Genomic DNA, 25,623 nt, shown 5'->3' with positions numbered 1-25,623 from the left:
GTTTTACTTTTTAGGGTTAAGACAGTTTTCTGAAATTTTCAGTAAAGCTGAATACATGACTTCCAGTTCCTCATTTTTGATCCCCTTCAAAGCTGTTTTACGGTTCTTTTCTACGATATCCTGAACCTCTCTGATCACTTTTACTCCGGAATCTGTTACTCCCAGATTGGTTTTTCGGCGGTCTTCAGGATGAACATGTCTTGTGATGTATTCGGATTTTACCATTAAATCAATAATCCTGGTGACAGAAGCATTGTCTTTGAAAACAAGATCACCAATCTCATTCTGGGTAATTCCCGGGTTTTCCAGAATCGCTTTGATGATAAGCCACTGATCGATCGTGATCGTATAACCATGCGCTTTCAGCTGCCGCTGAGCATAATTTCTGTAGGCTCTGATTGCTTTGTCTATATTGTAGAATATTATTGAATTTAACTTTTCCATATTTCAGAATTTAAAATGACTTATCAATCATTGATATATCAACTAATTGGTAGAATCCCTTTTTATTTTGTTACAATTCCTGAAAAATATTTTCAAAAAAAATTAAAAACGATCTGTAAATTATTTCTGTTTTGTCTTTGTAGAGACGCTTTTTGATCCTGAAGTAAAAGTTATATTTTCTGTGGTTTTGAATAATCTGTCGATTTGTTTTCTGGCTGAGACATCTGGTGTCACCTTATAAAACTCATTAATCAGATCTAGTGAAGTAGGTTTCTTGGGATATTGATTGTGGTTCAGAAAGCTTTTTAAAGCTGTGTTTACGCTCTCTTCGCCAATTAAATTACTCAATTCTACCATGGCTGCAGCGCCTTTGGAATAAGAAATATGGGGAACGTCTCCTGTAGCTTTATAGATGGGAACATTTTCAGATAATCCTTTTTCATTGTCATAGATCTGTTGATGTACTTTGATTCTTTCCATCATTTTTTCTCTGCCGTGCATTTTCTTGTAAAGCATCATTTCGGTATACATTGCCAGTGTTTCGGTAAGCATTACAGACCCTTCTCTGTCGTCAGGATTGATCTGGCTGTTTCCCCACCAGAGATGTGAAAGCTCATGTCCTGCAAGTTCATTGATGACATCCTGTTTCTTATCCGCCTGAATATTGGCGTGAAAAACCATATCTTCCGGCATAAAGACAGCAGAAGGATAGGCTGTTGCAGCAAAACCTCGGGTAAAAGAAGAAATCTCTGCAAAATTGATGGTTTTAAAAGGATATTTCCCGAAATTCTGCTGGCAGTAATCCAAAGTAAGCTTTGCGTTTTCCAGAAGATGATCTACATTTTCAACATGTTTTTGATGATAAAAGATATTGATGGTAATTCCTTTATAATGCTCACTTTTTATTTCATAGTTAGCTGAAGAAACAGCAAACCGGAAAGGAATCTGATCTGCTTTATACTCAAAAAAATGACGCCCGGATTTTGACCATTTCTTTGCCAGATCTCCTGTGCCTATGGCTGTTTGATTCCCTTCAGTAGAAACAGTCATATGGAGATTAATAAAATCCTTTTTTACCACTTCAGGAGCTTCCGGTTTCTTCAGTTCCGTAAGTTTTCCTAATTTGAACTGACTGCGCTGCTTTTCATCCTGGATTTCATAATCCTTTTGATAGCCTATTGTTGGATAATATCTGCTGATTCTCATAAAAGAACCATCTTCAATTATCGCATTAAAAGACTGATGACCATTGACGGCAAACCATTGGTAAGACAGGTTGAAATTCAGGGAAGCTGTTTCCCCCGGCTGCATACTGTGTTTTAATAAGACTTCTGTAGTATTTTTATTAATTTTCATTGTTTCAGAACCAGATGTCAATACAGCAGATTCAAGTTTTAAATCCTCATTAAAATTGATGAGAATTTTATTGATGGGCTGATCGGTTTGATTGATAAGGGTGTATTTTCCTACGATCTGATAGGTGTTTTCTGAAGGATAAAGCTTGATTTCTGTGGTAACATCAGTAATATCTGGCTGTGGAAGATTTTCATATTTCCGGAAGTTTTTTTCATATTCTACCGAGCTTAAGATATCCTGGTCTTCATTGTTAGGAATATATCCTTTCATAAAAAGTATTCCGGAAAAGATTCCTGAAACCAGCAGAAAAATACTTAAAATGGAAGAAATAACAGATATTTTTTTACTCCTTATTAAACGATTAATCGTCCATAAAATACTGATAATGCCCGCTCCGAACAGAAGTCTTTGTGCAAAAGCTTTTTCATAGATTCCATAACCGCTGAAATCACTGTAAGTACCTTTAAAATCAGAAAATATTCTGAAAAGAGGGTAGGAGATGATTTTCCCGGAAACCGGACCGGACAGTATAAAAACTGTGAGAATAGAAACCCCGAGTGCAATGAATTTATTAGGGATTCTGTCATTAATCAAAAGGATCAATCCGGAAAACAGCATCAGAGGAAAAGTATTGAAAAGGAAAACACCCAGATACGCCTTCCAGTCGATATGAAGGTACTGATAAGCGGCCTGGAAAACAATTCCCTGAACAATTAAAATTCCAGTAAAGAAAAACAATAGAAGACTGATGGAGATAAAATGTCCCGTTAATCTGTTTTTTGAAAAATAAGTACTGTTTTCAATCATGAAAAATCCGGAAGATCGGCTTCTCCAGAAGATATCGTTCAGAAAATAGGCTGAAATAAGGAGGCCAAGCAGATGAAAATTCTCTGAAATAGTTGTTGCCATAAGTCCCGAACCTGCATATTTCTGCGGAAGACGAATTCCTTTTTCAATCTCGGCATACATTTCCATACCGACACAAAATAATAGAAGGATAGAAACTGCAGGAACAGCAATACTTTTGAACAGATAGGTAAGATCGGTTTTTACAAAAGAAAATACAGCCCGAAAAGAAGCCAGTCCTCCAAAATTAGCTGAAGCAGTTGAATATGCTGATCTGTTCGTTTCCGATAATGGCTGAATAATTCCCGATGTTTTTACTTTCTTTCCGGATAAACTGGAGAATGAGAATAATCTGAGTGAAAGAAGAAGAAATCCAACGGATATAAAGATAAACAAGAGCCTGTTGAACAAAAGGTATCCCGTAAAAGGTATCATCTGGATATTTTTCTGATGCGAACTAAGATCACGGGCCTGCATAAAATAAGCAGACAGTCCAAAAGGATCAATCAAAGCTGAAAACTGCTGTGTTTCCAGAGACTGAGGTAAGCTTCCCGCCATAAAAGGAGAGTTGGAAAACAGTAAAATAATCATATAAAGCACATACAGAAGCAGTCCGCCCACTACAACCAACAGTTTTTTCCTGACAATAAATGAAATGAGAAACAGAAAACTGCAGACAAATAAACTGTTGATAAGACCAAAGATCAAAAGTGGATAAATGTAATGGATGATTGTAAATCCTTCCTGCATTTCACTTCCGGTACGCATGATTTGTCCTATGAGAAATCCTGTCATCAAAAATGAAAAGCTTACAAAAGTCTGAAGAAAATAAACGGTGAATTTTCCTTTTAGATAAGTGGACTTTGAAAACGGAAATGAAAACAGAATATGATCAAATTTTGAATCCTGATCTTTAAACAGTAATTGTAAGGCATACACGGTGGCGAAAAAAATAACCACAAGACTCAGCATTCCGGTCATAAAACCGATGGTATAAGGTGAGTTTAAATAAATTCCTTCTCCTACTGAAAGATTGAATTGATTTCCGCAAAAAATACCGAGAGCTACCAGAAGTAAGGCCACAAGATAGGTGAGCCAGTGCTTGGTAGTGCGTCCGGCTTCGAATAAAAATATCGTGTTCATGATTAAGGTTTTTGAGTGAGAGTATGGAAATAAACGTGTTCCAATAAAGGAGTTACGGAACTGAAATCTTTGGGAGATTCTTCAGAAAATACAGTAATGTGAAGCTCTCTTTCGAGAAGCTGTCTGCTGATGATCTCATAGCTGGAACCATAGGTTTCCAGTTCGGTTTTGTCAATCGGTTTTGACCAGATTTTGTTTTCCAGTTCTGCAATCAGTGTTGCGGGATTTCCTTTTCTGAGAATCTGTCCGTGGTTCATCACCGCCATTTCTGAGCAGAGGTTTCGGACATCTTCAACCAGATGAGTGGACAGAATAACGATCACCTCCTGGCTGATATCATTGAGCAATGTATTGAAACGGTTGCGTTCTTCAGGATCCAATCCTGCGGTAGGCTCATCAACAATGATAATTTTTGGATCTCCCAATAATGCCTGAGCTACGCCGAAACGCTGTTTCATCCCTCCAGAGAAGGTGTGTACTTCTTTTTTAGCAAAATCAGAAAGGTTGACCTTTTCAAGCAGACCCAGAATTTGATTTTTACGTTGGTTTTTATCGGTAATACCTTTCAATACAGCGATATGTTCCAACAGATCATAGGCAGATACCTTTGGATACACTCCGAAATCCTGAGGAAGAAATCCCAAATTTTGTTTGATATAATCAGGGTTTTTAATAATATCCACTTCATTGAAAAGCAGTGTTCCCGATGTTGGTTTCTGAAGTCCTACGATGGTTTTCATCAGAGATGATTTTCCGGCTCCGTTGGGACCAAGCAGCCCGAACATTCCGTTTTTAATTTCCAATGAAATGTTTTTAATGGCTTGAAAACCATTCTTGTAGGTGATACTAAGGTTGTTGATTGATAATGTGTTCATAACGTTGTGTTTGGGGAATAGAAGGACAGGCAGCCTTTCGGCAGCTAGTTTAAAGTTTAGGGTTTGGAGGTTAGCAGCTGGAAGTTAGAAATTAGAGAATTTAGAAGCTGAATTTTTACACACCACCCTCAAATTCGCTTACTCTCAAACTCTCCAACACGAAACTCGCATCCCGCAACTCATTTACTCTTTAAATTCAAGAATATCTCCCGGCTGGCATTCCAGGATTTTACAGATGGCTTCAAGGGTATCGAAGCGGACCCCTTTGGCTTTTCCGGTTTTAAGGATAGAGAGGTTGACGGGTGTGATACCCAGTTTTTCTGCCAATTCTTTACTCTGCATTTTTCGTTTGGCAAGCATCACATCTAAGTTGACTATAATTGGCATTTTAAATAAATAGGTCTTGTTCGTTTTGCAAATGTAGTCCTTGCTTAAAGATATTCGCAAGAAACAGACAGAAAATTCCAAGCATAAAGTGAATAAACACCAGTCCCCATATCATACTTTCTACTTCCACAAAGAAACTCGCGATAATCACCAGTGGAAGCGGGATAAAAATATTGTACAGGTAAAATCTCTTAAGCTGAATGATGTTTTCCTGAGTAAACAGTTTCTGCTGGAAAAATACTTTGAAAACCCTGGCAGATAACCAGAAAAAGATTCCATAAGTGATGAGTACAGACAGAAATGAAAAAATCATATAGGAGTAATTGTTTTCGATATTTAGAAATGGTTGTTCTGTAAACGGATAATTGATGTGAAGGAACTTTCCTTCTTTATAAGGTACAACCGCAAACCCGCTTATCAGGCAGAATAAGGAATATACAAAAGTGAGTAAATATCCGGCTGACAATACAGAGCAGATATAGAATAAAATCTTTGAAATAATTTTGGTCTGGTTCATGGTTCGAACTTTAATTGATATTGCAAATGTATAATTAATTATCGTAAAACAATAATTAATTTAAATAAAATTTTATTTTGTGTTATTGTAAGACAGAGAATAAAGTGCTGGGAATAGTGTGATAATCACTGTTTTTAATTAATTTTAAATAATAAAAAAATAGAAATCATGGCTTACAGTACTGAGCTTGCCGACCGGGTACGTGAACGGCTTTCAATCATAGAAAATATTGAGGTTGAAGAGAAGAAAATGTTCAGTGGACTGGCTTTTCTGGTGAACGGAAAGATGTGCATCAATATCAGTCACGACAACCTGATGTGCCGTTATGATCCCGAAATGGAAGATGAGGTTTCGGAAAAAAAAGGTTTTCTGCCGATGATTATGAAAGGGAAGCAGTTAAATGGATATTGCTATGTAGAATCCATTGGTTTCCAAAAAGCAGATGATTTTGAATACTGGATCAAGATCTGTCTGGATTATAATCCGATGGCGAAAGCTTCGAAGAAGTGAGTTGTTGGGTTTGAGAGTAAGAGAGTGGGAGTGATGGAGTTCACAATCCCACATTCATCACTCATCATTTATCATCATAATACAGTTTTTCTCTGATCTGAATTAAGATTTTTGTTGTTTTTTCTACATCCGGAGAGTCAGGAAGATTTGACTTAGCATAATGATCTTCTATAGATTGTATCAGGTTTTCTGCTTTTTCCATAACACTTTCATAAGACTGGTTTCCTGCTTTGATATCTAACAGTTCATCCCGGTTTTCTACGCGGATCGTCAGTGAACTGGTTTTAAAAATATGCTCACAAGACTGCAGGAGCCTGATGGTATGCATCATATTCTTACTGTCATAATTTTGCCCGTGAGTCTGATTGACATTGTAACGGTCTTCATTACGCTCAGCTACCCATTTCCAGTATTCCCTGTAATCTTTGCAGTAAACAGAGTATGCATCCAGATTGCAGAACAGATAAGCGACCGGCTTTTCATCTTTAGGAATGGATGATACAGAAACCTGATTGGCCTCTTCATTTTGAATAATACCCTTATATCCCAATGTTTCCGATTCATCATAAAATAAAGCATATATTCCCTTGGTATGATCAATACCCACCAATCCGAATTTTTCCTGTAAAAGACCATTTCCCCCGCCAGTAGAAGGAAATTCGTGCAGCCATTTTTTCAACGGTACAGAACCTTGTCCATCAAGGATAAAACAGAAATCCAGAATAGATTTTCTTTCTTTATCAATAGGATTTAAAATCTTTTTGTTAAGACCTTTTGCCTTTTTAATCTGTGATATAGCATAGCCTGCAAAAGTATCTTTACAGAGTTTTGACAGAAAATCTTTAGTTTTCAGCAGATCCATCAACGGATGTTTATACTGAATACAATCCTCCGGACTTGCCAGAATTTCCAGAATATTAGGATTGTTTTTCTGCAGCAGTTCTACAAACCTCCCGATTTCATAATACGTAATATCATTCGTTTCATTGGAAATCTGTGGAATGTAATTCAGACCAAAGAAATCTTCCTTCGGCAGATAATATACTCCACGGATGTCCGTATCAGAATTCTCCGTTGCCAGCCCAAAAGCGCGGCTTCCGGAAATGGCTTCGAAGAGGAGGAGGTTTTTGTTTTTTAGGTCTTGGATGGTCATAAATTTTCTATATGGCTTCTTGAGATAATTGTTGTCTGTGAATTAAGTTTCAAAGAATTAAAATGTATCAAAAATTTCTTTTAAAAACATTCTATATTCCTCACGAATTGTCAATTCTTTTTCAACAAATAATTCGTTTCTCAGACAATTTACCGCTTCTTTGGTGACAGGATTATATCCTTGTTTGTTCATTTCTTTATTAAAAATTCCGACGCCTCGTTTTTGCCATGGCGGAAGATTGTTATAATTGATTCCGTACTGAAAAAGCAATTCGTTTTTATCAGATTGTGACATTTTTTCAATGGTTTCAGTGGTTTGTTTGACATTAAAACCATTTTTTCTTAATGTCCAGTAACAATAAGCAGAAAGTGAGTTTCTGTGAGAATCTTCCTGTCTCCAGCAAAAATAATCCAGAAGCATTTCCCGGTTAGGAATAGCAATTGTTCGGCAGTCAAAAACACAGATTTCCTGAAACTGCAGACTGAAAAAGGCACTTGCTTCCCCTGCTAGTACAGAATTGATTTTTCTTATTTTTCTGCTGAAAGTATTATCATCTTTATGAATCAACAGAGAAATTTCATCACTTTGAGTATAACCGTAGATGACCTTAAATCCAATATTAAAAAGATGTTTCGTAGCATCAATCATCACTTCACTAAACTTTTTATCAAATGGTTTTTCAAGGGACAGTTTTTCTTTGGTGAGTTTTGTAAATCCTCTTCCATCTAATCTTACAACAATAAAATTTTCTGGCAGAATGTACTGTTCCAAAAGACTTTCATTTCTTCGCATTAAAGCTTCAACTTCTTCAAATTTCATAATCGTTGATTTCAAATTTTTGATCCACAATTTTCACACTGAATATTCTGGAAAAACCTTCTTCAAATAAAGGTTTTTCCAATTCTTTATATTTTGCCTTTATTCCAATTTCGTTAATGGAGTCTTTTCTGTTTTTATTTCGTTCTATACAATCCTGAACATTGCTGTCGAAATAATACCCAATAACTTCATATTTATTTTGTTGAGCAAATTCAATATATTTTTTTCGGCTTTCTTGAGTTACATTCGTATTATCGATGACCATCTTTGATTGTGTTTCGAAACAATACTGGAGCAACTTTCCTTCTTTGTTTCGGGTATTTAGTAAATCCATGCTGATTCTGATATGCGAATTGAAAAAAAGCTCCTTGTAAAAAGAACTTTTTCCACTTGCAGGAATTCCGATGAAAATAATCATTTCCATAATACTAATTTTTGATACAACTCTTCACAATTACTTCCAAAGCTTTCTCTGCATCACAAGCATATAAGCCGGAACACCATGCGGGATTAGCTTCAATCAAAGCCCAGCCTTTTCCTTTTATAATACCGAAATCCAGCACAATGGCAGGGGGCAGCGATGCTTTTTTGAGATTGTTGCTGTCTTCCGTATATATGGGGGAGAGCACAATTATATTTCTCATATGATTTCATTTAATAAGATTAATAATGGTTTTGCTGACTGTCTAAAGTCTCTTTGATGATTTCCGGTAAAGGTCTGAATTGTGTAAGAAATTTATATTTTATTCCTGCAGTTGTTTTATAAGATGATAAATTATACCCTACATTGCCTTTTTCTTCATTATTGAGAACGAGATTGTCATAATTTCCCAGGTCCATGGTGATAGTCAGTTCTTCTCCAGACTTTTTGAACTCTTCATAACATTTGTTGATAAAGTCAAAAGAAGGATTAGTTCTGTCAAAACAATCTTCTTTTATGCGGAATTCATAAACTGCATCATCAAGCTGCTGTAACAATGTAACCAAATCTGCATCCTTTCCGTGAATTTCTTTGTATCGGGTAACAACTAATTCAATAAAAGCTTCCGTATAAAAAATGATAAAACTATCATCATCCACATTCCAAAAAATACTATAAAAATAATTGTGTTTAGGAAGATCATACCTTTTGAAAGTTTCGATCACTGACAGAGGGACTCTAATTCCCATTTCTTCCTTTAAAAATTGACATCTTTCAATAAATTCATGTTTTTTTTCTTCCTGTTTGGGAATCAATTTTTCAATCTCATTTTGAAGGGGTTGAATATACTTCTTTTTGAAGAAGTTAAATATTTTCATGTTATCTTTCTTTAAAGTTTTAATATCTCCCTAAAAACCCTCTCCATCTCACCTTTATTCGCCTTTCCTGCTGATAAACTTTTAGATTTTTCCTCATTCTCAGCGATTGTTTTCTCCAGAAAATTAAAAAGTTCCCAATCGTTCGGATGGTAGTAAGATTCTCCTTTGGTTGCTTTTAAGGCGATAAGATCTTCTATTTTTCGTCTGGTTGCACCATCTGTTAAAACAAGCAGATCACTGAACAGTACAGGAGGAACCGTTCCTTTTTCTATGATCCATTTTCCAGTCAGTGTAGTTCTTAGACAATAAAAATAACTTTTTAATTTTACTTCATCGCTTCTGCAGGCTTCCAGATATTTCTTGCTCATGCTCAAATAATGATAGGAAACTGCGACCGGAGAAAAACAGGTATCTGCCAAAGGCCTGAACAGCTCCACAAATTTTTCATCCGCTTTATATATTATTGGAGAATAGAACCAGCTCAGCAAGGCCGCATTCGACTTTAACAAGAGATGAAAAGTCTTTCTCAAGTCCCAGCCGGAACCGTCCAGATCATCTTCAGTAATGAATTCTATCGTTTCATCCTTATCCCAGGGAGAAAGATACCAGTCTTTTTCATGACGGTATATAAAACGTATATCATAATCACTGTCAGGAGAGGCAAAACCCCAGGCTCTGCTCCCTGATTCTACTGCAAGAAGGACTTTTATACCCCTTGTTGCTTCAACTTCTTTTATTTTTTCTAGTATTTTTGGTGTCATTGTTTTTTATTTATGTTACAAAGTAAAAAGGATAGTGCGCAATGTACTTGCGTAGTTGTTTTGAGTTACAGAAATTTTTAAAAGAATGAGTAGATAAATGAATATTGTCGACTAAAATTTTATTTTGACCTTTGAAAATTGTGCGTTAAAAAAATAAATTTTGTGAACGTTAAGAAAATTCTTCTGTGTGAGTGCGACAAAAATATTGATATAAAAAAGCAATAATGAATTCGCACGAGTTTAGAATTTTTAGAGAACACATTTTATTTTTAGCTCAATTTTCCAGGTCTTGACTTTTTGTTTCTTTTGTGTCAGGACAAAAGAAAATACTATTGAAATTCACTAATATTGCATTTTTCCATTTAACATAACTATCAACATCCATGTTATCATCAGAATTACAGCATAAAATTGATTTTAAAACAAAACCTTTAGGCGCATTAGGGCATCTGGAACACATTGCTCACAAAATCGGAATGGTTCAGAAAACCACTTCACCACAGTTATTGAATCCTCATATGGTAGTTTTTGCGGCTGACCATGGAATTGCTACAGCAGGTGTAAGTGCCTATCCACAAGAAGTAACCTATCAAATGGTCATGAATTTTCTGGGTGGAGGCGCGGCCATCAATGTTTTTTGCAGACAGAATGGAATTAAGATTAAAATTGTAGATGCGGGAGTGAATTTTGATTTTCCGGAGGGCTTAAATCTGGTGAATAAGAAGGTCCGAAAATCCAGCCGCAATATTCTGGAAGAACCCGCCATGACTCCTGAAGAATATCAACAGGCACTTGATAATGGGAAGTCTGTGGTGTCTGAGATTGCAGGGAAAGGCTGTAATATCATTGGTTTTGGTGAAATGGGAATCGGGAATACATCGGCTTCTTCTCTGATGATGAGTAAGCTCTTTGATATTCCTATTACCAATTGCATCGGGCGCGGAACGGGCTTGAATGACCACCAGCTAGACAATAAGATCAATATCTTAAAAGAAGCCATAGAGAAATATCCGTCTGAAATGACTGAAGATGAAATTGCTCAGACCTTCGGAGGATTAGAAATCGTACAAATGATTGGTGCCATTGAAGAAGCGTATCATCATAATATGCTGATCATGGTAGATGGGTTTATTGCAACGGTAGCGGTAGCCACGGTATGGAAAAAGAACCCTGAAATTCTGAACAACTGTATCTTCTGCCATGTAAGCAATGAAAATGCCCACCCTCAGCTGCTGGGACTGATGAGAGAGAAAGCTATTTTAAATCTCAATCTGCGTCTTGGGGAAGGAACAGGCTGTGCATTAGCATATCCTATTATTCAAAGTGCGGTTAATTTCCTGAATGAAATGTCGAGCTTTGAAGGGGCTAACATTTCTAATAAATCATCTTAAGCTTTATAAGATAATAAAGGGGCAATAATGCCCCTTTTATGCTTAATTTGAATTAATAAGTATGTGCAACATCTTTACCTGTAAACATCATTCTTACAGGTTTATTTTGAATTGCATCTTCATTCAATTTATATGAATTAAATATCTGCATGGTAGGAATATATCTGTATAAACCATCATCTACCAAATATAGTTTTCCAGTATTGGTGTTTCGTACCAGTTGGGTTCCTGAAGTGATGTCAGCCCCTCTTTCTCCGGTGTAGTCTTCGATATTTACTTTAAAAACCAAATAGGCTTTACCTTGTACAGCAAACAGATTATTAATTACAGCAAAGGATTCAATACGTCTCAGGGTACTTTCAAATACGATGTACAAAGCTCCCGTTGCATTATCCTGGAAAAACTGTCCGTCGCGAACTCGGTACGCTTTAGGCTCAGAATCTTTTAAGTAGAAAGAAATTCCTTCGTAAACAAATCCATCTTTTCCGTCTCCCAGTTCATTTTTATCCCTTGTGTAGAAGTGAGTCTTTTTATCAGAATTGGAATACCTGTAAATAGGAAAACTTCCTGGTTCATCACCATTATAACTGGTTCCTAAATCTCTTTTCTCCCAGTAACTTTGCCCTGCAAGCTCATTAGGATTGGTGGTTAATACCAGATCATTAGTTCCCGTGTGAAACCATCTTGTAATGACCGGACCAGGTCCATCTGCAGAACCTAATAATCTTTCCTGAAAATAATAGCTTAATCCGGGATAAGATTTAGGAAGTTCAGATGGTAAAGGAGAGGTATTGTACAGATGTTTTTTGGTAAGATCACTGTAGAAACCATAAATAGGATTTGTTAAGGAAAAAGATTTGGACCAGATTCCCGCAGGTGGAGGAGTGGGTGTGTCCAGATTGTCTCTGAAGCCTCCTTTTCCTAACATGTTTTTGTCAGATAGATTCAAGGCTTGTGATTCATTTACATTTACCAGTTCATCACCGGGAGCTGAGCAACTTACTATGGATATAAGACATAATCCAACGAAATACGCTTTTTTCATTTGTTTTTTTTTCATGGTTATTAATGATGCAAAAGTAGAAAAACACTGTATTTAAAGGAAAAATTGTAAGGTGATAACATTCATGTTTTTCATTTTTCCCATTTATCTTTTGATCATATCTGAAAGCTTTCCTACTTTTACTGAAATTGATTAATCCTGGTTTTTATATCTAAAAAACAATGAAAGTCCTTAAGAATGAGCTGATCTACTTTGCAACAGCACTGATGTTTTTCACAAGAATTCCGATTCCGTTTACTATTCCATATTCCAGTGAGATTATGAATAAATCCCAAAAGTATTTTGCCTGGGTTGGATTAGTGATTGGGCTCATTAATGCAGTGGTTTTGTATCTTTCCACGATACTTTTTAATCTGGAAATTGGGATTGTTTTAATGATTATCTCCAGTGTTTTGCTGACCGGAGCGTTTCATGAAGATGGTTTTACAGATATGTGCGACAGTTTCGGAGGTGGATATGGAAAGGAAAAGATCCTGACTATTATGAAAGACAGCCGGGTAGGAGCCTATGGAACCATTGGAATTATTCTATTGTTTGCGTTGAAATTCTATGGCATCCAGGCTTTGGGAATGATAGCGCCAGTTAGAGTTCTTGGCATCATTATTTTAGCGCATACAGCAAGCCGGTTTATTTCAGGAACAATGATTTATACCCATCGATATGTTACCGACATTGATGTCAGCAAATCGAAACCTTTAGCCAATAAACCATTGGATGGAATGGCTTTACTCGTAGGATTTATCAGTGTTTTAATAGCTTTTGCCTTCATTCTGGACTGGCGGTTGATTTTCGCTTTTGCACTGGCGTATTTAGGCAAGATATATATGGGCTGGTATTTTAAAAAGCATATTGGCGGTTATACAGGTGACTGTTTGGGATCCGTACAGCAGGTTTGTGAAGTGTTATTTTACTTAGGAACAATGATCGCATGGAAATTCATTTAATTCGCCATACTGCTGTAGAAAATCCGGAAAACCTGTGTTATGGTTTTGCTGAAATACCTTTAAGGAAAGATTATCCTGAAGATTTTAAAACATTGGACATAGATGATGATTATGATATAGTTGTCTCAAGTCCTTCCCAGCGATGCCGTCTTCTGGCTGATTATTTTAAATTGGATTATCAAACAGATGAAAGACTTCGCGAAATGAATTTCGGGAATTGGGAACTGAAAAAATGGACTGATATTCCGGAAGAAGAAATCAATCCCTGGTACAAAGATTTTATCAATGTAAAAACTTCAGGAGGTGAAAATCTCCTTGAGATGCAGACCCGTGTTCTCAACTTTTGGAATGAACTCATTCAGAAAAACAATGTCAATAAGGTTCTCATCATTACGCATGCTGGAGTCATTCGTCTGATCCTTCAGGCTGTACTTCAGTTTCCGCTTGAAAATATGTTCAATATTCAGATTGATTATGGAAAAAAAGTCATCATTAATATCAATGAAGGAATCTTTTCTGTTAAAAAGATGAATGTATAGTCACTGTAAAAGTTCTTTATTAATTAGAATATGATATTTAGATTCCTACGGAATGACACAATTGTAATGATAGTCTTACCCATGTAGTTTGTCATTCCGCAGGAATCCACTCCGCTTTATCATGAAATTACAATTCTGAGTAATGTTTCAACTGAAGATGCAACATTCCCCTCCTCCAGAGGAGTGGCGAAAGTTCAAAGATTTTTTGACGGGGTGGTTCTCAGCGTTCCCTCCCCAAATTTCATAAAAAACGCCACCTGATACTATCAGATGACGTAAGGAGTTTATTTAAAAATCCTGATAAAACTATCTTGTTCCAGGCTTTCCAGTGAAAAATCAAAATCAGCCTCGGACTTTTCTGTCGTAATCTCTGCTCCAAGCTCTTTTACAAGCTCATTGAAGGGCATAGCGTCATACCATTGCTGATACAATGCACTTGTTGCCATCATAGAAATCTGACTATTTCCAGAAACATGAGAATGTCCGGCTCCGAAATTCAATAGCACGAAGCATTGCTTTTCATTTTTTGTTACCAGCATTCCCAGAATCATTTGCTTCTGAACAGAATTACATCTCGCTTCAGCAAATAGGTTGTTCGGATTCATCATATAATCGTAAGAAATGTTATCTCCTTTTCCGATCACGATTTTATATCCACAATTGGCATCTCCACTGAAAACGTTATTCATAACAAGTGTTGGCGCACAATGTCCTTTATTGGCGTAAAGGTATTCAACGGCACCGTTAGGAGCAGATGTCATATCTCCGGAGTACATCAATTGTCCGTCACCAAGGTTATAAGCAGCATTCCAACCTATTTTTCCGGCGATATTCAATCCTGAAAGGTCAAGATCATGAGCTCCCCATTGATCTTCCCAATAGATACCCACTGCCAGTCTTTCACCATAAAAACGGGTTCCGGTAGGAATATTTCCCACAAACATCTTTTCAGAAGTTGGTAAAGCAAATTCTACATTCTCCGGGAAATAGAATTTCTTTCCGGAAAGGTTTTCATATTTCAGTTTCAGAAAATCTAAAATAAAATCATAGTTAAATTGATTCACGTAAGTTTCCTTACCTTTTTTGACCCATGATTTTCCGTTTCGGACTCTATAGACAAAAGTATCCTGACCATACATTCTTGAGTAACACGCTGACAATGCTTTGAACAATGCAAATGGTGTCGCATTTTCCAGCCAATGCCAATCGCTGTTTTCCAGCAATGTATTTGTAGCATCATTCAGTGGATTTGGGACCAATGGCTTATGGTTTACTTTAGAAAGCTTCGAAATTTTATTAACCGCTTTCGGAGCTTTGTTTTTATAAGCTAGGAATAAAGGCTTGAATCTGTTAAAAATTTCTGCCAGTTTTTCCATACCAAAGCTTTCAAACAGATAGGTTGGGTTAAAATTACTTTGCTTAATTAAATCAATCAATTCATCATTTTTGATTAAAAGCGTTGTATTGGTTGTTTTATAAATGACATAGCGGAAAAACTCAACAGGATTTTCAGGATAAATATCGTATAGATCGGCTATTTTTATAATGGCTTCTTTATTTCTGATATTTTCTTTTCCTGTGAAATCATAGTCTAATTCCGTATGCAGAATATACAACAAATCATCAATGGTTTCTTCTTTTAAAGCAATACCGGACTTCAGAAGAGAAAGGCATTTTTCCTGCATTTCTTCTACTGTATAAGCTTTGATTACTTTAAAAATCAACTTTGTATCAGGAACATTCAATATTTCTTTAGGGATGTAAATTTCACTCTGAAAATTACTTCCATAGGTTGAAATATAATGTTTAATCTGTTCAAAAAACAATTCAATTCTGGAAGTATTCTTTATTTTCTCCCAGGATTTATGGAAAGTTTTATTCAAATCATTCCCATTCAGTTTTTCTTTGGCATAATAAGAAATAATTTCATTTTTTGCCCAAACTGCATGAGGTTCAATAACAAAACCATCATTAGAAATAAATGGCTCTGCATTCGATTCTTTGGCCAATACAGCATTGAATAATTGTAGTGTTTTCATTGTTTTAATTTTAAAAAATAAGTGAGGAGTAGATTCATTAAAAGTGAAGGGTATAGGAACTCCTTTTACCTATAGTTTATAAAAAGCGGGGAGTAATTTATCCAAAAAAATATAGGAACTCCCTTTGCCTTATAATTTGTAAAAAGGCGGAAAGTAAATCTGGAAATATAGGAACTTTCTTTGCCTTAATTTTTTTTAACTAATGAAAATGAATAGGTTAATATAAGCATTTTCATTGTGTTGAGGAGCAGACAGGACTCGAACCTGTGACCCACAATCTTGGCGATTTATAGGAACTTTAGTTGCCTGCAGCGAAAAGTAATTTGTTGCTCTACCATCTGAGCTACTGCCCCTGCCGTTATGAAAAGTTTTCATAAACCTTACAGGCTTTTATACCTGCAAGGCTGGTTATTAGTTTTTTGAAAACCTGTAAGGGTTATATTAGTTTAAAAAATTATGCTTTTCTGAATTTCTTCTTTTTCTTCCATGGTGCATTTTTCTGCACGTCTCCGGCCATAATACATCCGTAAGGCATCACTTCATCCAGTACTTCGCAAAGTCCATATTCTTCAATCTGTGCTCTTACGTTCTTAGCACTTTTATAAGCGCTGGGAAGTTCAGAAATATCCACTTCATTGGAGTAGAAACGGATATCTAATCCTTCTGTTTCTTCGTTGAAGATTTCCTCAGTTGTTTTATGAGCCAATGATCTTTTATGCTGGCTTCTGCTGAAGTTTCTTCCGGCTCCATGAGGTGCAAAGCCTAAGTTTCTTTCATTCGTTTTTCCCTGAACAATCAGTACTGGTTCTGCCATATTCAACGGAATCAATCTAGGTCCCGTGATATCAGGCATGAATTTATCATCCAGCGGAGTCGCTCCTTTTGCATGATAAAACAGATCTCCATCTTTGAAAACGAAGTTATGTTCGTTCCAATATCTGTTTTCTTTCTCCATTGCCAGCTTATTCAAAACGGCATCATGAAGGGAAGTATGGTTTTCTTTTGTCCATTGTCTGATCAGCTGAAGCGCTTCCCAATAAGATTTACCTTCTTCAGTATCATAAGGAATCCAGGCGTTCTCTCTCAATGTTTCAGGAGAGATTTCCTGTCTGAAACGGTTAGCCGTTTTCATTCCTTTATCATATAAGGCTGCTCCCGGAGCTCTGGATCCGTGATGTGTTACCATCATCGTATTTCCTGTATTTTTGGAAATTCCTACGAATAGGAAGTGGTTTCCGTCTCCCTGAGTTCCCATATGAGAACGGGCAATGCTGATCAGTTTTTCATCATTTAAGAATTCATTTTCTCTGAAAGCATCCATCAGTTCCTGGGACATCGGCATCTGTTCACCTCTTGGCCTTCCTCCATATCCGAAGTGTGTTACAGAATGTGCGGCATCCAGAACATCTTTCGGATTGGTTTTTCCAAAATCCGTCAGCATTACAGAACAACAGATATCAGCACTATGGAATCCCGGGTGAATAGCATTCTTGGCAATTACCACACCTCCTACCGGAATCTGACCTTCAGGACCCGTAGGGCAGGCATCAGGCATTATAGCTCCACCAATTAGTGTAGGGGTTTTCATCAGTACTTTCATGGTTCTGATTACTTTTTCCACATTATCATTTTCACTTTCATTTTCAGCACGTATGTTGATCATAAAATCTTTAGCTGTTTCATGAAGCGGAATAATATCCGGCTGTTTGAACTGTACCAGATATTCTGTGATCTGATGTTCATCCAGGTTATTCTCGTTGATATAGCTAATGGCATCTTTAAACCATTTTGCTGGTCTATATCCTAATTCGATTAAATGATTTCCATTAAATTCCATTTTGTTTCATTTTGATGATGCAAAGTAATTGCGTTATTACGCAATAGTTTTGCGTAGGTAAAGAAATTTTAATTATTTTTACAAAAAAGTTATAAAAAGGGGCAAAAAGCTGATTTATACATTGGCACATGAACCTGAACACTATAAAACAAAATTAAAATCTGCAGCTATGGTACTATTAGAACAATTAAAACATTTCCCGGAAACGATCCAGTTTGGTGATGTTATCGCGTACATTGATGATCATTATGAATTTACTCCTACAGCTTTTCAAAATGGGGATACAACAAATCAGTCAGGACAGAACAATGGTTCGTGTAAAGTTTTCAGTTTTGCAAGCATTCAGGATCTGACCAAAGAAGAAACACTTTGGCTTTTTGGGGAATTCTACAGGGAAGATGTATTGAAAAACCCTGAGGGAAATGATCATCAGAATATCCGAAACTTTATGAAGTTTGGTTGGGAGGGAGTTACTTTTGACGAAAATGCCTTAAAGGAAAAATAGCTTTTTAGAAAAGAGCAAGAAACAGTATAAGTGAATTGCTTATTGAAAAACACCATCATTAAACACTAAGGTATGTCATCCAATAAAAACGCCCTGATTCGGTATAAAACATTAGATAAATGTCTTAAAAACAAATACAGGAAATATACACTGGAAGATCTCATTGACGAATGTTCAGAAGCATTATTTGAATTTGAAGGAAAAGAATCTTATGTAAGTAAACGGACGGTTCAGCTCGATCTTCAGAATATGCGGAGTGAAAAATTCGGGTATGAAGCTCCTATTGAAGTATACGAAAGAAAATATTACCGCTACAATGATCCTGAGTATAGTATTCATAATATCTCTGTGAATGAAAGTGATCTGAAGGCCATGAACAATGCAGTCCAGATTTTAAAACAGTTCAAGGACTTTTCTATGTTCAAAGAGATGAACGGTGTCATTCAGAAACTGGAAGACTCTATTCAGGCAACCAATCAGAAATCCATTATTCATCTGGATAAAAATGAACAGCTGAAAGGATTGGAGCATATTGACATCCTGTATGAAAGTATCGCGAATAAAAAAGTACTGAAGATTCTTTACAAAAGCTTTACAGCAAGAGAATCCAATATATTTACAGTACATCCACAGTTATTGAAGGAATTCAACAACCGCTGGTTTCTGATCTGCCTCTACAAACAGAAAATGTACAATCTGGCATTGGACAGAATGGAAAGTATTGAAACAGATGAAAGTCTTCCGTATATTGATAAGGATCTGGATGGAGATGAATATTTCAAAGATATTGTAGGAGTTACCGTTGCAGAAACAATGGAACCTAGAAATGTAGTTTTCTGGGTAGATTCTGGAAATGCTCCCTATGTGAAGACCAAGCCGCTGCATAAAAGCCAGGAGATTATTAAGGAAGATCATGAAGGGACACTTTTTAAAATTTGTGTTCAGATCAATTTTGAGCTGGAAAGGCTATTGCTGGGATTCGGAAACTCTCTGATTGTTCATAAGCCTAAAAAATTAAGGGTGAAAATGGAAGAGAAATTCAATGAAGGAAGTAAAAACTATCAGAATCTGGTGATTCCTGAGGAGAATTAAACTTCCTGCTCTTTTTTATCTTGGCTTGGAAATTGCATTATTTAAGCACACAAAAATAAGTTTATGAAATCAAGAATATTTAAAGCATTAATTGCAATTATAGCACCCATAGCGATAGAATATGTTGTAAAAAAAATATCTGAGAAACTTGATAAAAAAGAAGATCAGAAAGAAAAAAAGACAAAGCAGATTACGGCTTAAACGTAAGAGTAGTTAAAATTTATAATTATTGAAAAGAGACTGTCATAAGTATGTACAGTCTCTTTTTTGTTATTAATGGGTATTTTTGGTAAACACTGAAAACCACCCCGTCAAAAATACTTTGAATTTTTGCCCCCCTCCAGAGGAGGGGAATTCTTGTACCTTCAACTCAAAGATTTGTTATGGGTACGTTTCTTCAGTGCCGTTTTTTGACAGTTGATATTGGCTGGATTTCTACGGAATGACAAACTGTACGGGTAAGTTTATCATTCCAATTGTGTCATTCTGTAGGAATCTAAACAGTATTCAAAAAACTTTCGTGACTTTTACGGGTTTCTCTACACAAAATCATAAATCCCATCTTTCCATCCCAATACCTTAGAAGAGTCCGCTTTAAGCCAGTTTTTCAGGATCGTAGCATATACTTTTCTGAAATCTTCTTTATAGATCAGGTCACCATCATTCAGATTTTGTAAATCAGGAAGAGTGTTCAATATTCCTTTCTTTTTAAGGTTTCCACTGATAAAAAACATCTGGTTGGCAGTTCCGTGATCCGTTCCGTTACTGGCATTCTGTGCCACACGACGTCCGAATTCTGAGAAGGTCATCAGCAGGATATTATTGAAGAGTCCGTTGCTTTTCATATCGGCAACAAATGATTGTACAGCTTCATTGATATCATTGAATAACTTCTTCTGTCTGTCATTCTGATTGACATGGGTATCAAAACTTCCGATCGAAAGATAATAAACCTGTGTATTGATATCAGATTTTATTAAAGAGGCTACGGTCTTAAAGTCTTTTCCCAACTGAGAATTAGGATAAACCTGTTCCGTCTTTTTGGCTTTACTTTTTTCAAAGATATAATCTGCATTATTAATCGTAGAACCTAGAGTCTGATAAAGATAAGACACGGTTTCATCATCGTGATGATGGTCATAGAGAGATTTAAAATATTTTTCCTGACTGGTTTGATAGAGCCTTTTAGGATCTTTAAAGGCAAAAGCTTTATTGTTTTCTCCTTTTAAGGCAAGACTTAACATATCGTCCACTTCCAGTGCCTGGGTAGGATGGTCGCAGCGGTAGCATTCTTCATCCAGAAAACGTCCCAGCCAGCCTGTTTCCAGAAACTGGTCACTTCTGCTTGCTGACTGCCAGATATCCATGCTTCGGAAATGAGATTTGTCGGGATTGGGATACCCTACATTATTCATCACAGAAAGTTCTCCATTATCAAAAAGCTCCTTAAAATAGGAAAGAGACGGATTGATCCCCGCTTCATCAGTCAATGGTATTGAATCCTGAATGGCCAGTGTCTTCCTTTCCCTGAAATAAATATCATTTTTAGCAGGAATAATAGTATTTAAACCGTCATTTCCCCCTGTAAACTGAAGAACTACCAATATATTCTGATTGGGATTCAGAGCTTCATCAAGCGTCATCGCTTTTAAGAAATTCGGCATCAGCATAGAAGCTGTAGCCAGTGAACTTATTTTGAGGAATTCTCTTCTTTTGATTAGCATAATTTTGTTTTTAGGGTAAAGGTGGTTGATTGGTAATAGATAATAGATAATAGATAATAGGTTGCAGGTTGCAGAACTTGTCTATATTTTTACTACTGTTTTGTTTTTATAAAAATTTTACAGCAGCAAATAATAAATGGTGCTAAGCTATACTGTGGCCGATATTATCTGCTACCTGCAACCTGCAACCTAAAACGTCCTACCTAGCTCAGCTGGTATTCCGGGGTAGACATCAGGTTGATGACATTCATTTTTATACTCTTGTCAGAAAAATTCTTTACAGAGTTCATATCAAGACTTTGGGTATTCTGAAGAAAATAGTCTTCACAGTTTTTATGGGCGAAGAGCTTTTCAATACGCTCCCAGTCGATCGTAATGTTCGGGTTTTTAAAGCTTTTGTTTAAAGCTGTTTCGCGGGATTTCATTCCCATATCAATATCATCATCCTGTCGGGGACTGTATTCCAAAGGACGGAGTCCTGACCAGATCTGTGGTACTTGGAGCCTCAGCATCAGAGTAGAACTGTCTATCCATGATTTTCCATTAGGCCATCCTGCAACATTGGGTGGATAAAGCAGCATCTGTCCCAATAATTTCTGATAAACGATGAGGTTTTCAGGATTCTGAATATGCATAGGAAGTATCCGCATCATGCCTGCCATCAATTCTATAGGAGATTTTATCCTGTTGCCGATATTCTTCTGATCATAAAACCAGGCGCTTGAAAATATTTCAGTCATCAGTTTTTTGATGTCATATCCGGAATTGTAGAAATTGATGCTCAGCTTGCTGACTCTATCCTGATCTACTTTTTCATTAACGAAGAATTTATAGATCTTCGTTGTAATAAACTGAGCGGTTGCCTTCTGCTCCAGAATAATATTGAGCACGTCACTTCCATCGAAGTTACCTGTTTTCCCTAGAAAAGTCTTGGAACCTTCATCATGCAGATTTTTTCTTTCTTTAAAATTTCCTTCCTTGTCATAGCTCCATCCTGTAAAGGCTCTGGCGCCTTCTCTTACATCTTTTTCAGTATAATTGCCTCTTCCCATGGTAAACAGTTCCATGACCTCGCGGGCGAAATTCTCATTAGGATGATCCTTTTTATTCTGTTGATTATTCAGGAAATTGAGCATGGCTGGCGACTGGCTCACTTCAAAAAGCAGATCTTTGAAATTTCCCAATGCGTTCTTTCGGATGGTATTTAAAAGCTGTTTGTTAAACTTGGGATTGACTACACGTGAGGCGAAATGTCCATGCCAGAAAAATGCCATCTTTTCCCTCATCTGTTCCTTGCTGTTTACGATGGTATTCAGAAAATTGAGATTCAGTTCATTGTTTTGTTCCCTGTTGAGCCGCTGCATTTCTTTTTTCTTTTCCGCGGGAGCGGTACTGTTCATGTAATCTGCTGCTGAATCATGATCAGGTGTATCATAAGTGATCTCACTAAAGCTGTCCTCTTTCAATAATTCAGCCATTAATGTTGTAATGCTTTTGTTCTTCAGATCATCAATTTGATGAATGCCAACACCGAAACCTGCCCGCCAAAGCAGATGCTTATTTTTTAATAATGAATCAGCTGTCATGAGGAATTTATTTTTTTGATATACTTTAAAGAAAAAGGTTAAAAATAATAACGGATTAAGGATTGTTAATATTATGATGATCAAGGAGGTTACAATTAGTATGAATAAATTAATGGTTTACTTACTTTTAATTTCAATCTTAATTTTTCCTTAATTCACTTTTCAAGATCAATTTTTTGATAATTTTTGTTAAACAAATATTTAAATTTTGTTAAAAATAATGTATTGATATTCATTGTTTTATGGTTTTTAATGATGTTAAAATCAAAGAAAAACCCTTGCTTGGCATGATTTTTACATCCTCTTGTTTAGTAAAATTTAAAAATTAGAGTTATGAAAATGTTTAAACAAGCAATAGTACTGGCTGGTATTTTAACAGCAGGTATAGCAAGCGCCCAAAGTTCTCAGATGAATAATATGATCAAAGTAGGTGCAAATGTTGGTTTAGCAGTTCCCTCAGATAATCTTTCTGCTGCAGTAGGAGTGGATGTAGCTTATCAAAACCTGATTACACCAGGATTTGGATTAGGTATCGCAACAGGATATACTCACTACTTTGGAAAAGAGAACAACGGATATAAAAACAATGATGTAGGAGTAGTTCCTGTAGCTGCTTTAATCAGAATTTATCCGAAACAAACCGGGTTCTATTTCGGAACAGACTTAGGATATGGTTTCCTGGTAGGGGACAAAACAGTGGCTTCCAACACCAATGTTGAGAGAGCAAACGGAGGGTTCTACATCAAACCGGAGATCGGTTACCACAACAGAGACTGGAACTTCTTCGTACAATACCAAAAGGTTTTTGTAGGTACAAAAGGAGATTTAGCCGGTCAGGACTATAATGTGGGGAATATCGGTGTAGGATTCGGTTACAATATTCCATTAGGAAAGTAGTTAGATTTAATATATAAACAATTATTAACCAAAACCTTTTCACGAAAGTGGAAAGGTTTTTTTGTTCTGTGCAGGATTTACAAAAACAATTATTATATTTGGTAAAATTTGAGGTTATGATTCTGAATCCAAAATTTCCACTTTATTTACCAGGAGTAGAAAACAGTAATAATGATAATGTTTCTATCATCGGAGCAAGTCTTCGTGAAGATGTAACGATCTTAGGCTATTTTGTTTCCGGGAACGGAGGTCTTGAGATAAAATTACAAAATAAATTTGCAACCAAAGAATATGCTTCCTTTTCAGATATTTTAAAGAAGTTTATTCAGGATAATCAGCTGCAGAATATAAAACGTCTGGGAATGGCAGTGCCAGGTCCTGTACTTGACGGAAAAAGCAGCCCGGCGAGATTGGGATGGAATTTAGATGTTGAAGAATATGCCCGCGATTTCGGATTTGAAAAAGTAGACATGCTGAATGACCTTGAAGCTTCTGCCTATGGAATGGCTCTTCTTGAAGATAACGATCTTGAAGCTATTTATACAAGCGGACACCTTGAAAAAGGAAATGTAGCAGTTCTTGCTCCCGGAAACGGATTAGGTGAAGCTGGATACTTCTTTGACGGAAAATACCTGAGACCTTTCGCAACAGAAGGAGGGCACTCAGAATTTTCACCAAGAACCAATGTAGAAGTTGAATTTTACCAGTTCCTAAATAATATCTATGGTATTGTAAGCTGGGAAAATGTACTTTCCAAGTCAGGATTGTTCAATATCTATAGATTCTTAAGAGATGTGAAGAGACATCCTGAACCGGAATGGTTGAGCGAGCGTCTTGCACAAGGGAATTTTGTGGAAGAACTTTACAAAGCGGCAATCGAAGAGAATGTATTGATCTGCAGAATTGCTTTAGACACTTTCCTTGAGTTTCTGGCAAGAGAAGCCAATAACCTGACATTAAAAGTAAAAGCTACCGGAGGATTACTGATTGCAGGAGATATTCCTCAGATGGTAAGAGAATATATCGATAAGGCAAAATTCTATGAAAAATTCAAGATCAGTGATAAAATGGAAGGAATGCTTAAAAATATTCCGATCTATCTGGTCAAGCAAAATCACACCGCATTAAATGGTATAGCGCTTTATACAGCTTACTATCAAGTATAAAATACAGCTCCGAAGAAATTCGGAGTTTTTTTATGGGATGATATTATTCATGAAAATAATAATTTTTATTGATGTACATCAATGAAATCTATTGGATAAGATACCTACCTTTGTCTCGTTAAATAAGTAAACAACTCTATTCAATGAAAAAAATATTTTTATTAGCAGTTTTAGCTGGTGGTTTAGCTTTCGGACAGTCAAAAAAAGTAGTAGCGTCTGATGTACACTGGTGGGGATACAAAGTAGCAAAATCTGAAGCAAGCTCTCACGACGGTACAGTGAAAGTGAAGTCTGGAGATATGGTGATGAAAGGAAACCAGTTGGTAGGCGGAAGCTTCGTTTTGGATATGACTTCGATCAGTTCTACTGACCTTACAGGTGAATATCAACAAAAATTAAACGGACACCTTAAGAATGGTGACTTCTTTGAAGTTGAAAAATTCCCTACAGCAAGTTTCAAAATTACAGGAGTAAAGAAAAACAACGATAAAGTGTACAGTTCTCTTGTAACAGGAAACCTTACTGTAAAAGGAAAAACAAGCCCAGTTACTTTCCCTGCTAAGATTTCTTACAGCAAAGGAGTAGTAAGCTTAGTGTCTAACAAATTCTCTTTTGACAGACAGAAATTTGATGTAGCGTACAAGTCTACAATGCAGGATGTTTTTGTGAAAGATGATATTGAAATGCTTGTAAAAGTAACTGCTCAATAAATTAATCAAAAAAAGATTAT

General features: G+C 36.3%; 26 protein-coding genes and 1 tRNA gene. 10 read left to right on the top strand and 17 right to left on the bottom strand.

From position 1 onward, the window contains the following. Positions 1–3 precede the first annotated feature (3 nt). From GFU89_RS17155 to GFU89_RS17135, 5 genes are all read right to left on the bottom strand, one after another. A complete protein-coding gene (locus GFU89_RS17155) occupies positions 4–444 on the bottom strand; it encodes a MarR family winged helix-turn-helix transcriptional regulator (protein WP_318848292.1) in 441 nt (146 codons plus the stop codon). A 120-nt stretch (positions 445–564) separates the two neighbouring features. After that, positions 565–3,789, bottom strand: a complete 3,225-nt coding sequence (locus GFU89_RS17150; protein ID WP_318848291.1) for a M1 family aminopeptidase — start codon at positions 3,787–3,789, stop codon at positions 565–567. Positions 3,790–3,791: 2 nt separating this feature from the next. Next, positions 3,792–4,664, bottom strand: coding sequence for an ABC transporter ATP-binding protein (locus GFU89_RS17145; protein ID WP_318848290.1), 873 nt, complete (start codon positions 4,662–4,664; stop codon positions 3,792–3,794). A 183-nt stretch (positions 4,665–4,847) separates the two neighbouring features. Next, positions 4,848–5,051, bottom strand: coding sequence for a helix-turn-helix domain-containing protein (locus GFU89_RS17140; RefSeq protein WP_002980904.1), 204 nt, complete (start codon positions 5,049–5,051; stop codon positions 4,848–4,850). Between the two features lies 1 nt (position 5,052). Beyond that, positions 5,053–5,568, bottom strand: coding sequence for a DUF2975 domain-containing protein (locus GFU89_RS17135; protein ID WP_318848289.1), 516 nt, complete (start codon positions 5,566–5,568; stop codon positions 5,053–5,055). Positions 5,569–5,736: 168 nt separating this feature from the next. On the opposite strand from GFU89_RS17135, the gene GFU89_RS17130 reads away from it, so the two are divergent. Then, entirely contained in the window at positions 5,737–6,078 is a 342-nt protein-coding gene (locus GFU89_RS17130) for a TfoX/Sxy family protein (RefSeq protein WP_318848288.1), read from the top strand. Positions 6,079–6,142: 64 nt separating this feature from the next. Here the strand turns inward: GFU89_RS17130 and GFU89_RS17125 are convergent, their stop codons facing one another. The 6 genes from GFU89_RS17125 to GFU89_RS17100 are packed head-to-tail and all read right to left on the bottom strand — an operon-like array spanning position 6,143 to position 10,110. Next, positions 6,143–7,231 carry a DNA polymerase beta superfamily protein gene (locus tag GFU89_RS17125; RefSeq protein ID WP_318848287.1) on the bottom strand — a complete coding sequence of 363 codons (1,089 nt, stop codon included), beginning with the start codon at positions 7,229–7,231 and terminating at the stop codon, positions 6,143–6,145. A gap of 57 nt (positions 7,232–7,288) precedes the next feature. Further along, positions 7,289–8,050 carry a tRNA(His) guanylyltransferase Thg1 family protein gene (locus GFU89_RS17120; RefSeq protein ID WP_318848286.1) on the bottom strand — a complete coding sequence of 254 codons (762 nt, stop codon included), beginning with the start codon at positions 8,048–8,050 and terminating at the stop codon, positions 7,289–7,291. Continuing rightward, the gene (locus GFU89_RS17115; protein ID WP_318848285.1) at positions 8,040–8,474 is read right to left on the bottom strand and encodes an AAA family ATPase; all 435 of its coding nucleotides are present in this window, start codon (positions 8,472–8,474) and stop codon (positions 8,040–8,042) included. Before GFU89_RS17115 ends, GFU89_RS17120 begins: the two co-directional genes overlap by 11 nt. A gap of 4 nt (positions 8,475–8,478) precedes the next feature. Beyond that, positions 8,479–8,694, bottom strand: a complete 216-nt coding sequence (locus tag GFU89_RS17110) for an ATP-grasp domain-containing protein (protein WP_318848284.1) — start codon at positions 8,692–8,694, stop codon at positions 8,479–8,481. 19 nt (positions 8,695–8,713) lie between these two features. Further along, entirely contained in the window at positions 8,714–9,349 is a 636-nt protein-coding gene (locus tag GFU89_RS17105) for a hypothetical protein (protein ID WP_318848283.1), read from the bottom strand. An 11-nt stretch (positions 9,350–9,360) separates the two neighbouring features. Further along, positions 9,361–10,110, bottom strand: coding sequence for a nucleotidyltransferase domain-containing protein (locus GFU89_RS17100; RefSeq protein WP_318848282.1), 750 nt, complete (start codon positions 10,108–10,110; stop codon positions 9,361–9,363). A gap of 383 nt (positions 10,111–10,493) precedes the next feature. On the opposite strand from GFU89_RS17100, the gene cobT reads away from it, so the two are divergent. Beyond that, the gene (gene cobT, locus GFU89_RS17095) at positions 10,494–11,501 is read left to right on the top strand and encodes a nicotinate-nucleotide--dimethylbenzimidazole phosphoribosyltransferase (protein WP_318848281.1); all 1,008 of its coding nucleotides are present in this window, start codon (positions 10,494–10,496) and stop codon (positions 11,499–11,501) included. Positions 11,502–11,553: 52 nt separating this feature from the next. On the opposite strand, the gene GFU89_RS17090 is transcribed toward cobT, so the two are convergent. Next, positions 11,554–12,561 (bottom strand): hypothetical protein, encoded by a 1,008-nt coding sequence (locus GFU89_RS17090; RefSeq protein ID WP_318848280.1) that lies wholly within the window; start codon positions 12,559–12,561, stop codon positions 11,554–11,556. A gap of 164 nt (positions 12,562–12,725) precedes the next feature. Here GFU89_RS17090 and GFU89_RS17085 point away from each other — a divergent pair, with 164 nt between their 5' ends. Both GFU89_RS17085 and GFU89_RS17080 read left to right on the top strand, forming a co-directional pair. Next, positions 12,726–13,508 (top strand): adenosylcobinamide-GDP ribazoletransferase, encoded by a 783-nt coding sequence (locus GFU89_RS17085; protein ID WP_318848279.1) that lies wholly within the window; start codon positions 12,726–12,728, stop codon positions 13,506–13,508. After that, positions 13,493–14,047 (top strand): histidine phosphatase family protein, encoded by a 555-nt coding sequence (locus GFU89_RS17080; protein WP_318848278.1) that lies wholly within the window; start codon positions 13,493–13,495, stop codon positions 14,045–14,047. Before GFU89_RS17085 ends, GFU89_RS17080 begins: the two co-directional genes overlap by 16 nt. Before the next feature lie 284 nt (positions 14,048–14,331). On the opposite strand, the gene GFU89_RS17075 is transcribed toward GFU89_RS17080, so the two are convergent. From GFU89_RS17075 to GFU89_RS23355, 3 genes are all read right to left on the bottom strand, one after another. After that, a complete protein-coding gene (locus GFU89_RS17075; RefSeq protein WP_318848277.1) occupies positions 14,332–16,086 on the bottom strand; it encodes a hypothetical protein in 1,755 nt (584 codons plus the stop codon). A 243-nt stretch (positions 16,087–16,329) separates the two neighbouring features. Beyond that, positions 16,330–16,439: transfer RNA gene (locus GFU89_RS17070), tRNA-OTHER, on the bottom strand. 101 nt (positions 16,440–16,540) lie between these two features. Next, a complete protein-coding gene (locus tag GFU89_RS23355) occupies positions 16,541–17,341 on the bottom strand; it encodes an RtcB family protein (protein ID WP_413228601.1) in 801 nt (266 codons plus the stop codon). 751 nt (positions 17,342–18,092) lie between these two features. Here GFU89_RS23355 and GFU89_RS17060 point away from each other — a divergent pair. The 3 genes from GFU89_RS17060 to GFU89_RS17050 all read left to right on the top strand — a co-directional run bounded on the left by GFU89_RS17060 (position 18,093) and on the right by GFU89_RS17050 (position 19,721). Further along, positions 18,093–18,428, top strand: coding sequence for a HopJ type III effector protein (locus GFU89_RS17060; RefSeq protein WP_318848275.1), 336 nt, complete (start codon positions 18,093–18,095; stop codon positions 18,426–18,428). A gap of 72 nt (positions 18,429–18,500) precedes the next feature. Then, positions 18,501–19,520 carry a WYL domain-containing protein gene (locus tag GFU89_RS17055; RefSeq protein WP_318848274.1) on the top strand — a complete coding sequence of 340 codons (1,020 nt, stop codon included), beginning with the start codon at positions 18,501–18,503 and terminating at the stop codon, positions 19,518–19,520. A 63-nt stretch (positions 19,521–19,583) separates the two neighbouring features. Beyond that, positions 19,584–19,721, top strand: a complete 138-nt coding sequence (locus GFU89_RS17050; RefSeq protein ID WP_318848273.1) for a hypothetical protein — start codon at positions 19,584–19,586, stop codon at positions 19,719–19,721. Between the two features lie 338 nt (positions 19,722–20,059). On the opposite strand, the gene GFU89_RS17045 is transcribed toward GFU89_RS17050, so the two are convergent. After that, positions 20,060–21,244 carry a DUF1501 domain-containing protein gene (locus tag GFU89_RS17045; protein WP_318848272.1) on the bottom strand — a complete coding sequence of 395 codons (1,185 nt, stop codon included), beginning with the start codon at positions 21,242–21,244 and terminating at the stop codon, positions 20,060–20,062. 203 nt (positions 21,245–21,447) lie between these two features. Beyond that, positions 21,448–22,830, bottom strand: coding sequence for a DUF1800 domain-containing protein (locus GFU89_RS17040; protein WP_318848271.1), 1,383 nt, complete (start codon positions 22,828–22,830; stop codon positions 21,448–21,450). 333 nt (positions 22,831–23,163) lie between these two features. Between GFU89_RS17040 and GFU89_RS17035 the strand changes: the two genes are divergently transcribed. From GFU89_RS17035 to GFU89_RS17025, 3 genes are all read left to right on the top strand, one after another. Further along, complete coding sequence (locus tag GFU89_RS17035) at positions 23,164–23,727, top strand: hypothetical protein (RefSeq protein WP_318848270.1); 564 nt, start codon at positions 23,164–23,166, stop codon at positions 23,725–23,727. 116 nt (positions 23,728–23,843) lie between these two features. Beyond that, positions 23,844–24,893 carry a glucokinase gene (locus GFU89_RS17030; RefSeq protein ID WP_318848269.1) on the top strand — a complete coding sequence of 350 codons (1,050 nt, stop codon included), beginning with the start codon at positions 23,844–23,846 and terminating at the stop codon, positions 24,891–24,893. Positions 24,894–25,036: 143 nt separating this feature from the next. Next, the gene (locus tag GFU89_RS17025) at positions 25,037–25,603 is read left to right on the top strand and encodes a YceI family protein (protein ID WP_318848268.1); all 567 of its coding nucleotides are present in this window, start codon (positions 25,037–25,039) and stop codon (positions 25,601–25,603) included. Positions 25,604–25,623: the final 20 nt, after the last annotated feature.

This window comes from Chryseobacterium sp. JV558 (genome assembly GCF_033712365.1).
Classification (GTDB): domain Bacteria; phylum Bacteroidota; class Bacteroidia; order Flavobacteriales; family Weeksellaceae; genus Chryseobacterium.
The sequence above is the reverse complement of the archived record's forward strand: the minus strand, read 5'-3'. Positions and strand labels throughout refer to the sequence as shown.

What these genes read in the sequence shown, in the direction of transcription:
- GFU89_RS17155 (WP_318848292.1), bottom strand. Translation starts at nt 444, where the DNA reads ATGGAAAAGTTAAATTCAATAATATTCTACAATATAGACAAAGCAATC.
- GFU89_RS17150 (WP_318848291.1), bottom strand. Translation starts at nt 3,789, where the DNA reads ATGAACACGATATTTTTATTCGAAGCCGGACGCACTACCAAGCACTGG.
- GFU89_RS17145 (WP_318848290.1), bottom strand. Translation starts at nt 4,664, where the DNA reads ATGAACACATTATCAATCAACAACCTTAGTATCACCTACAAGAATGGT.
- GFU89_RS17140 (WP_002980904.1), bottom strand. Translation starts at nt 5,051, where the DNA reads ATGCCAATTATAGTCAACTTAGATGTGATGCTTGCCAAACGAAAAATG.
- GFU89_RS17135 (WP_318848289.1), bottom strand. Translation starts at nt 5,568, where the DNA reads ATGAACCAGACCAAAATTATTTCAAAGATTTTATTCTATATCTGCTCT.
- GFU89_RS17130 (WP_318848288.1), top strand. Translation starts at nt 5,737, where the DNA reads ATGGCTTACAGTACTGAGCTTGCCGACCGGGTACGTGAACGGCTTTCA.
- GFU89_RS17125 (WP_318848287.1), bottom strand. Translation starts at nt 7,231, where the DNA reads ATGACCATCCAAGACCTAAAAAACAAAAACCTCCTCCTCTTCGAAGCC.
- GFU89_RS17120 (WP_318848286.1), bottom strand. Translation starts at nt 8,050, where the DNA reads ATGAAATTTGAAGAAGTTGAAGCTTTAATGCGAAGAAATGAAAGTCTT.
- GFU89_RS17115 (WP_318848285.1), bottom strand. Translation starts at nt 8,474, where the DNA reads ATGGAAATGATTATTTTCATCGGAATTCCTGCAAGTGGAAAAAGTTCT.
- GFU89_RS17110 (WP_318848284.1), bottom strand. Translation starts at nt 8,694, where the DNA reads ATGAGAAATATAATTGTGCTCTCCCCCATATATACGGAAGACAGCAAC.
- GFU89_RS17105 (WP_318848283.1), bottom strand. Translation starts at nt 9,349, where the DNA reads ATGAAAATATTTAACTTCTTCAAAAAGAAGTATATTCAACCCCTTCAA.
- GFU89_RS17100 (WP_318848282.1), bottom strand. Translation starts at nt 10,110, where the DNA reads ATGACACCAAAAATACTAGAAAAAATAAAAGAAGTTGAAGCAACAAGG.
- cobT (WP_318848281.1), top strand. Translation starts at nt 10,494, where the DNA reads ATGTTATCATCAGAATTACAGCATAAAATTGATTTTAAAACAAAACCT.
- GFU89_RS17090 (WP_318848280.1), bottom strand. Translation starts at nt 12,561, where the DNA reads ATGAAAAAAAAACAAATGAAAAAAGCGTATTTCGTTGGATTATGTCTT.
- GFU89_RS17085 (WP_318848279.1), top strand. Translation starts at nt 12,726, where the DNA reads ATGAAAGTCCTTAAGAATGAGCTGATCTACTTTGCAACAGCACTGATG.
- GFU89_RS17080 (WP_318848278.1), top strand. Translation starts at nt 13,493, where the DNA reads ATGGAAATTCATTTAATTCGCCATACTGCTGTAGAAAATCCGGAAAAC.
- GFU89_RS17075 (WP_318848277.1), bottom strand. Translation starts at nt 16,086, where the DNA reads ATGAAAACACTACAATTATTCAATGCTGTATTGGCCAAAGAATCGAAT.
- GFU89_RS23355 (WP_413228601.1), bottom strand. Translation starts at nt 17,341, where the DNA reads ATGGGAACTCAGGGAGACGGAAACCACTTCCTATTCGTAGGAATTTCC.
- GFU89_RS17060 (WP_318848275.1), top strand. Translation starts at nt 18,093, where the DNA reads ATGGTACTATTAGAACAATTAAAACATTTCCCGGAAACGATCCAGTTT.
- GFU89_RS17055 (WP_318848274.1), top strand. Translation starts at nt 18,501, where the DNA reads ATGTCATCCAATAAAAACGCCCTGATTCGGTATAAAACATTAGATAAA.
- GFU89_RS17050 (WP_318848273.1), top strand. Translation starts at nt 19,584, where the DNA reads ATGAAATCAAGAATATTTAAAGCATTAATTGCAATTATAGCACCCATA.
- GFU89_RS17045 (WP_318848272.1), bottom strand. Translation starts at nt 21,244, where the DNA reads ATGCTAATCAAAAGAAGAGAATTCCTCAAAATAAGTTCACTGGCTACA.
- GFU89_RS17040 (WP_318848271.1), bottom strand. Translation starts at nt 22,830, where the DNA reads ATGACAGCTGATTCATTATTAAAAAATAAGCATCTGCTTTGGCGGGCA.
- GFU89_RS17035 (WP_318848270.1), top strand. Translation starts at nt 23,164, where the DNA reads ATGAAAATGTTTAAACAAGCAATAGTACTGGCTGGTATTTTAACAGCA.
- GFU89_RS17030 (WP_318848269.1), top strand. Translation starts at nt 23,844, where the DNA reads ATGATTCTGAATCCAAAATTTCCACTTTATTTACCAGGAGTAGAAAAC.
- GFU89_RS17025 (WP_318848268.1), top strand. Translation starts at nt 25,037, where the DNA reads ATGAAAAAAATATTTTTATTAGCAGTTTTAGCTGGTGGTTTAGCTTTC.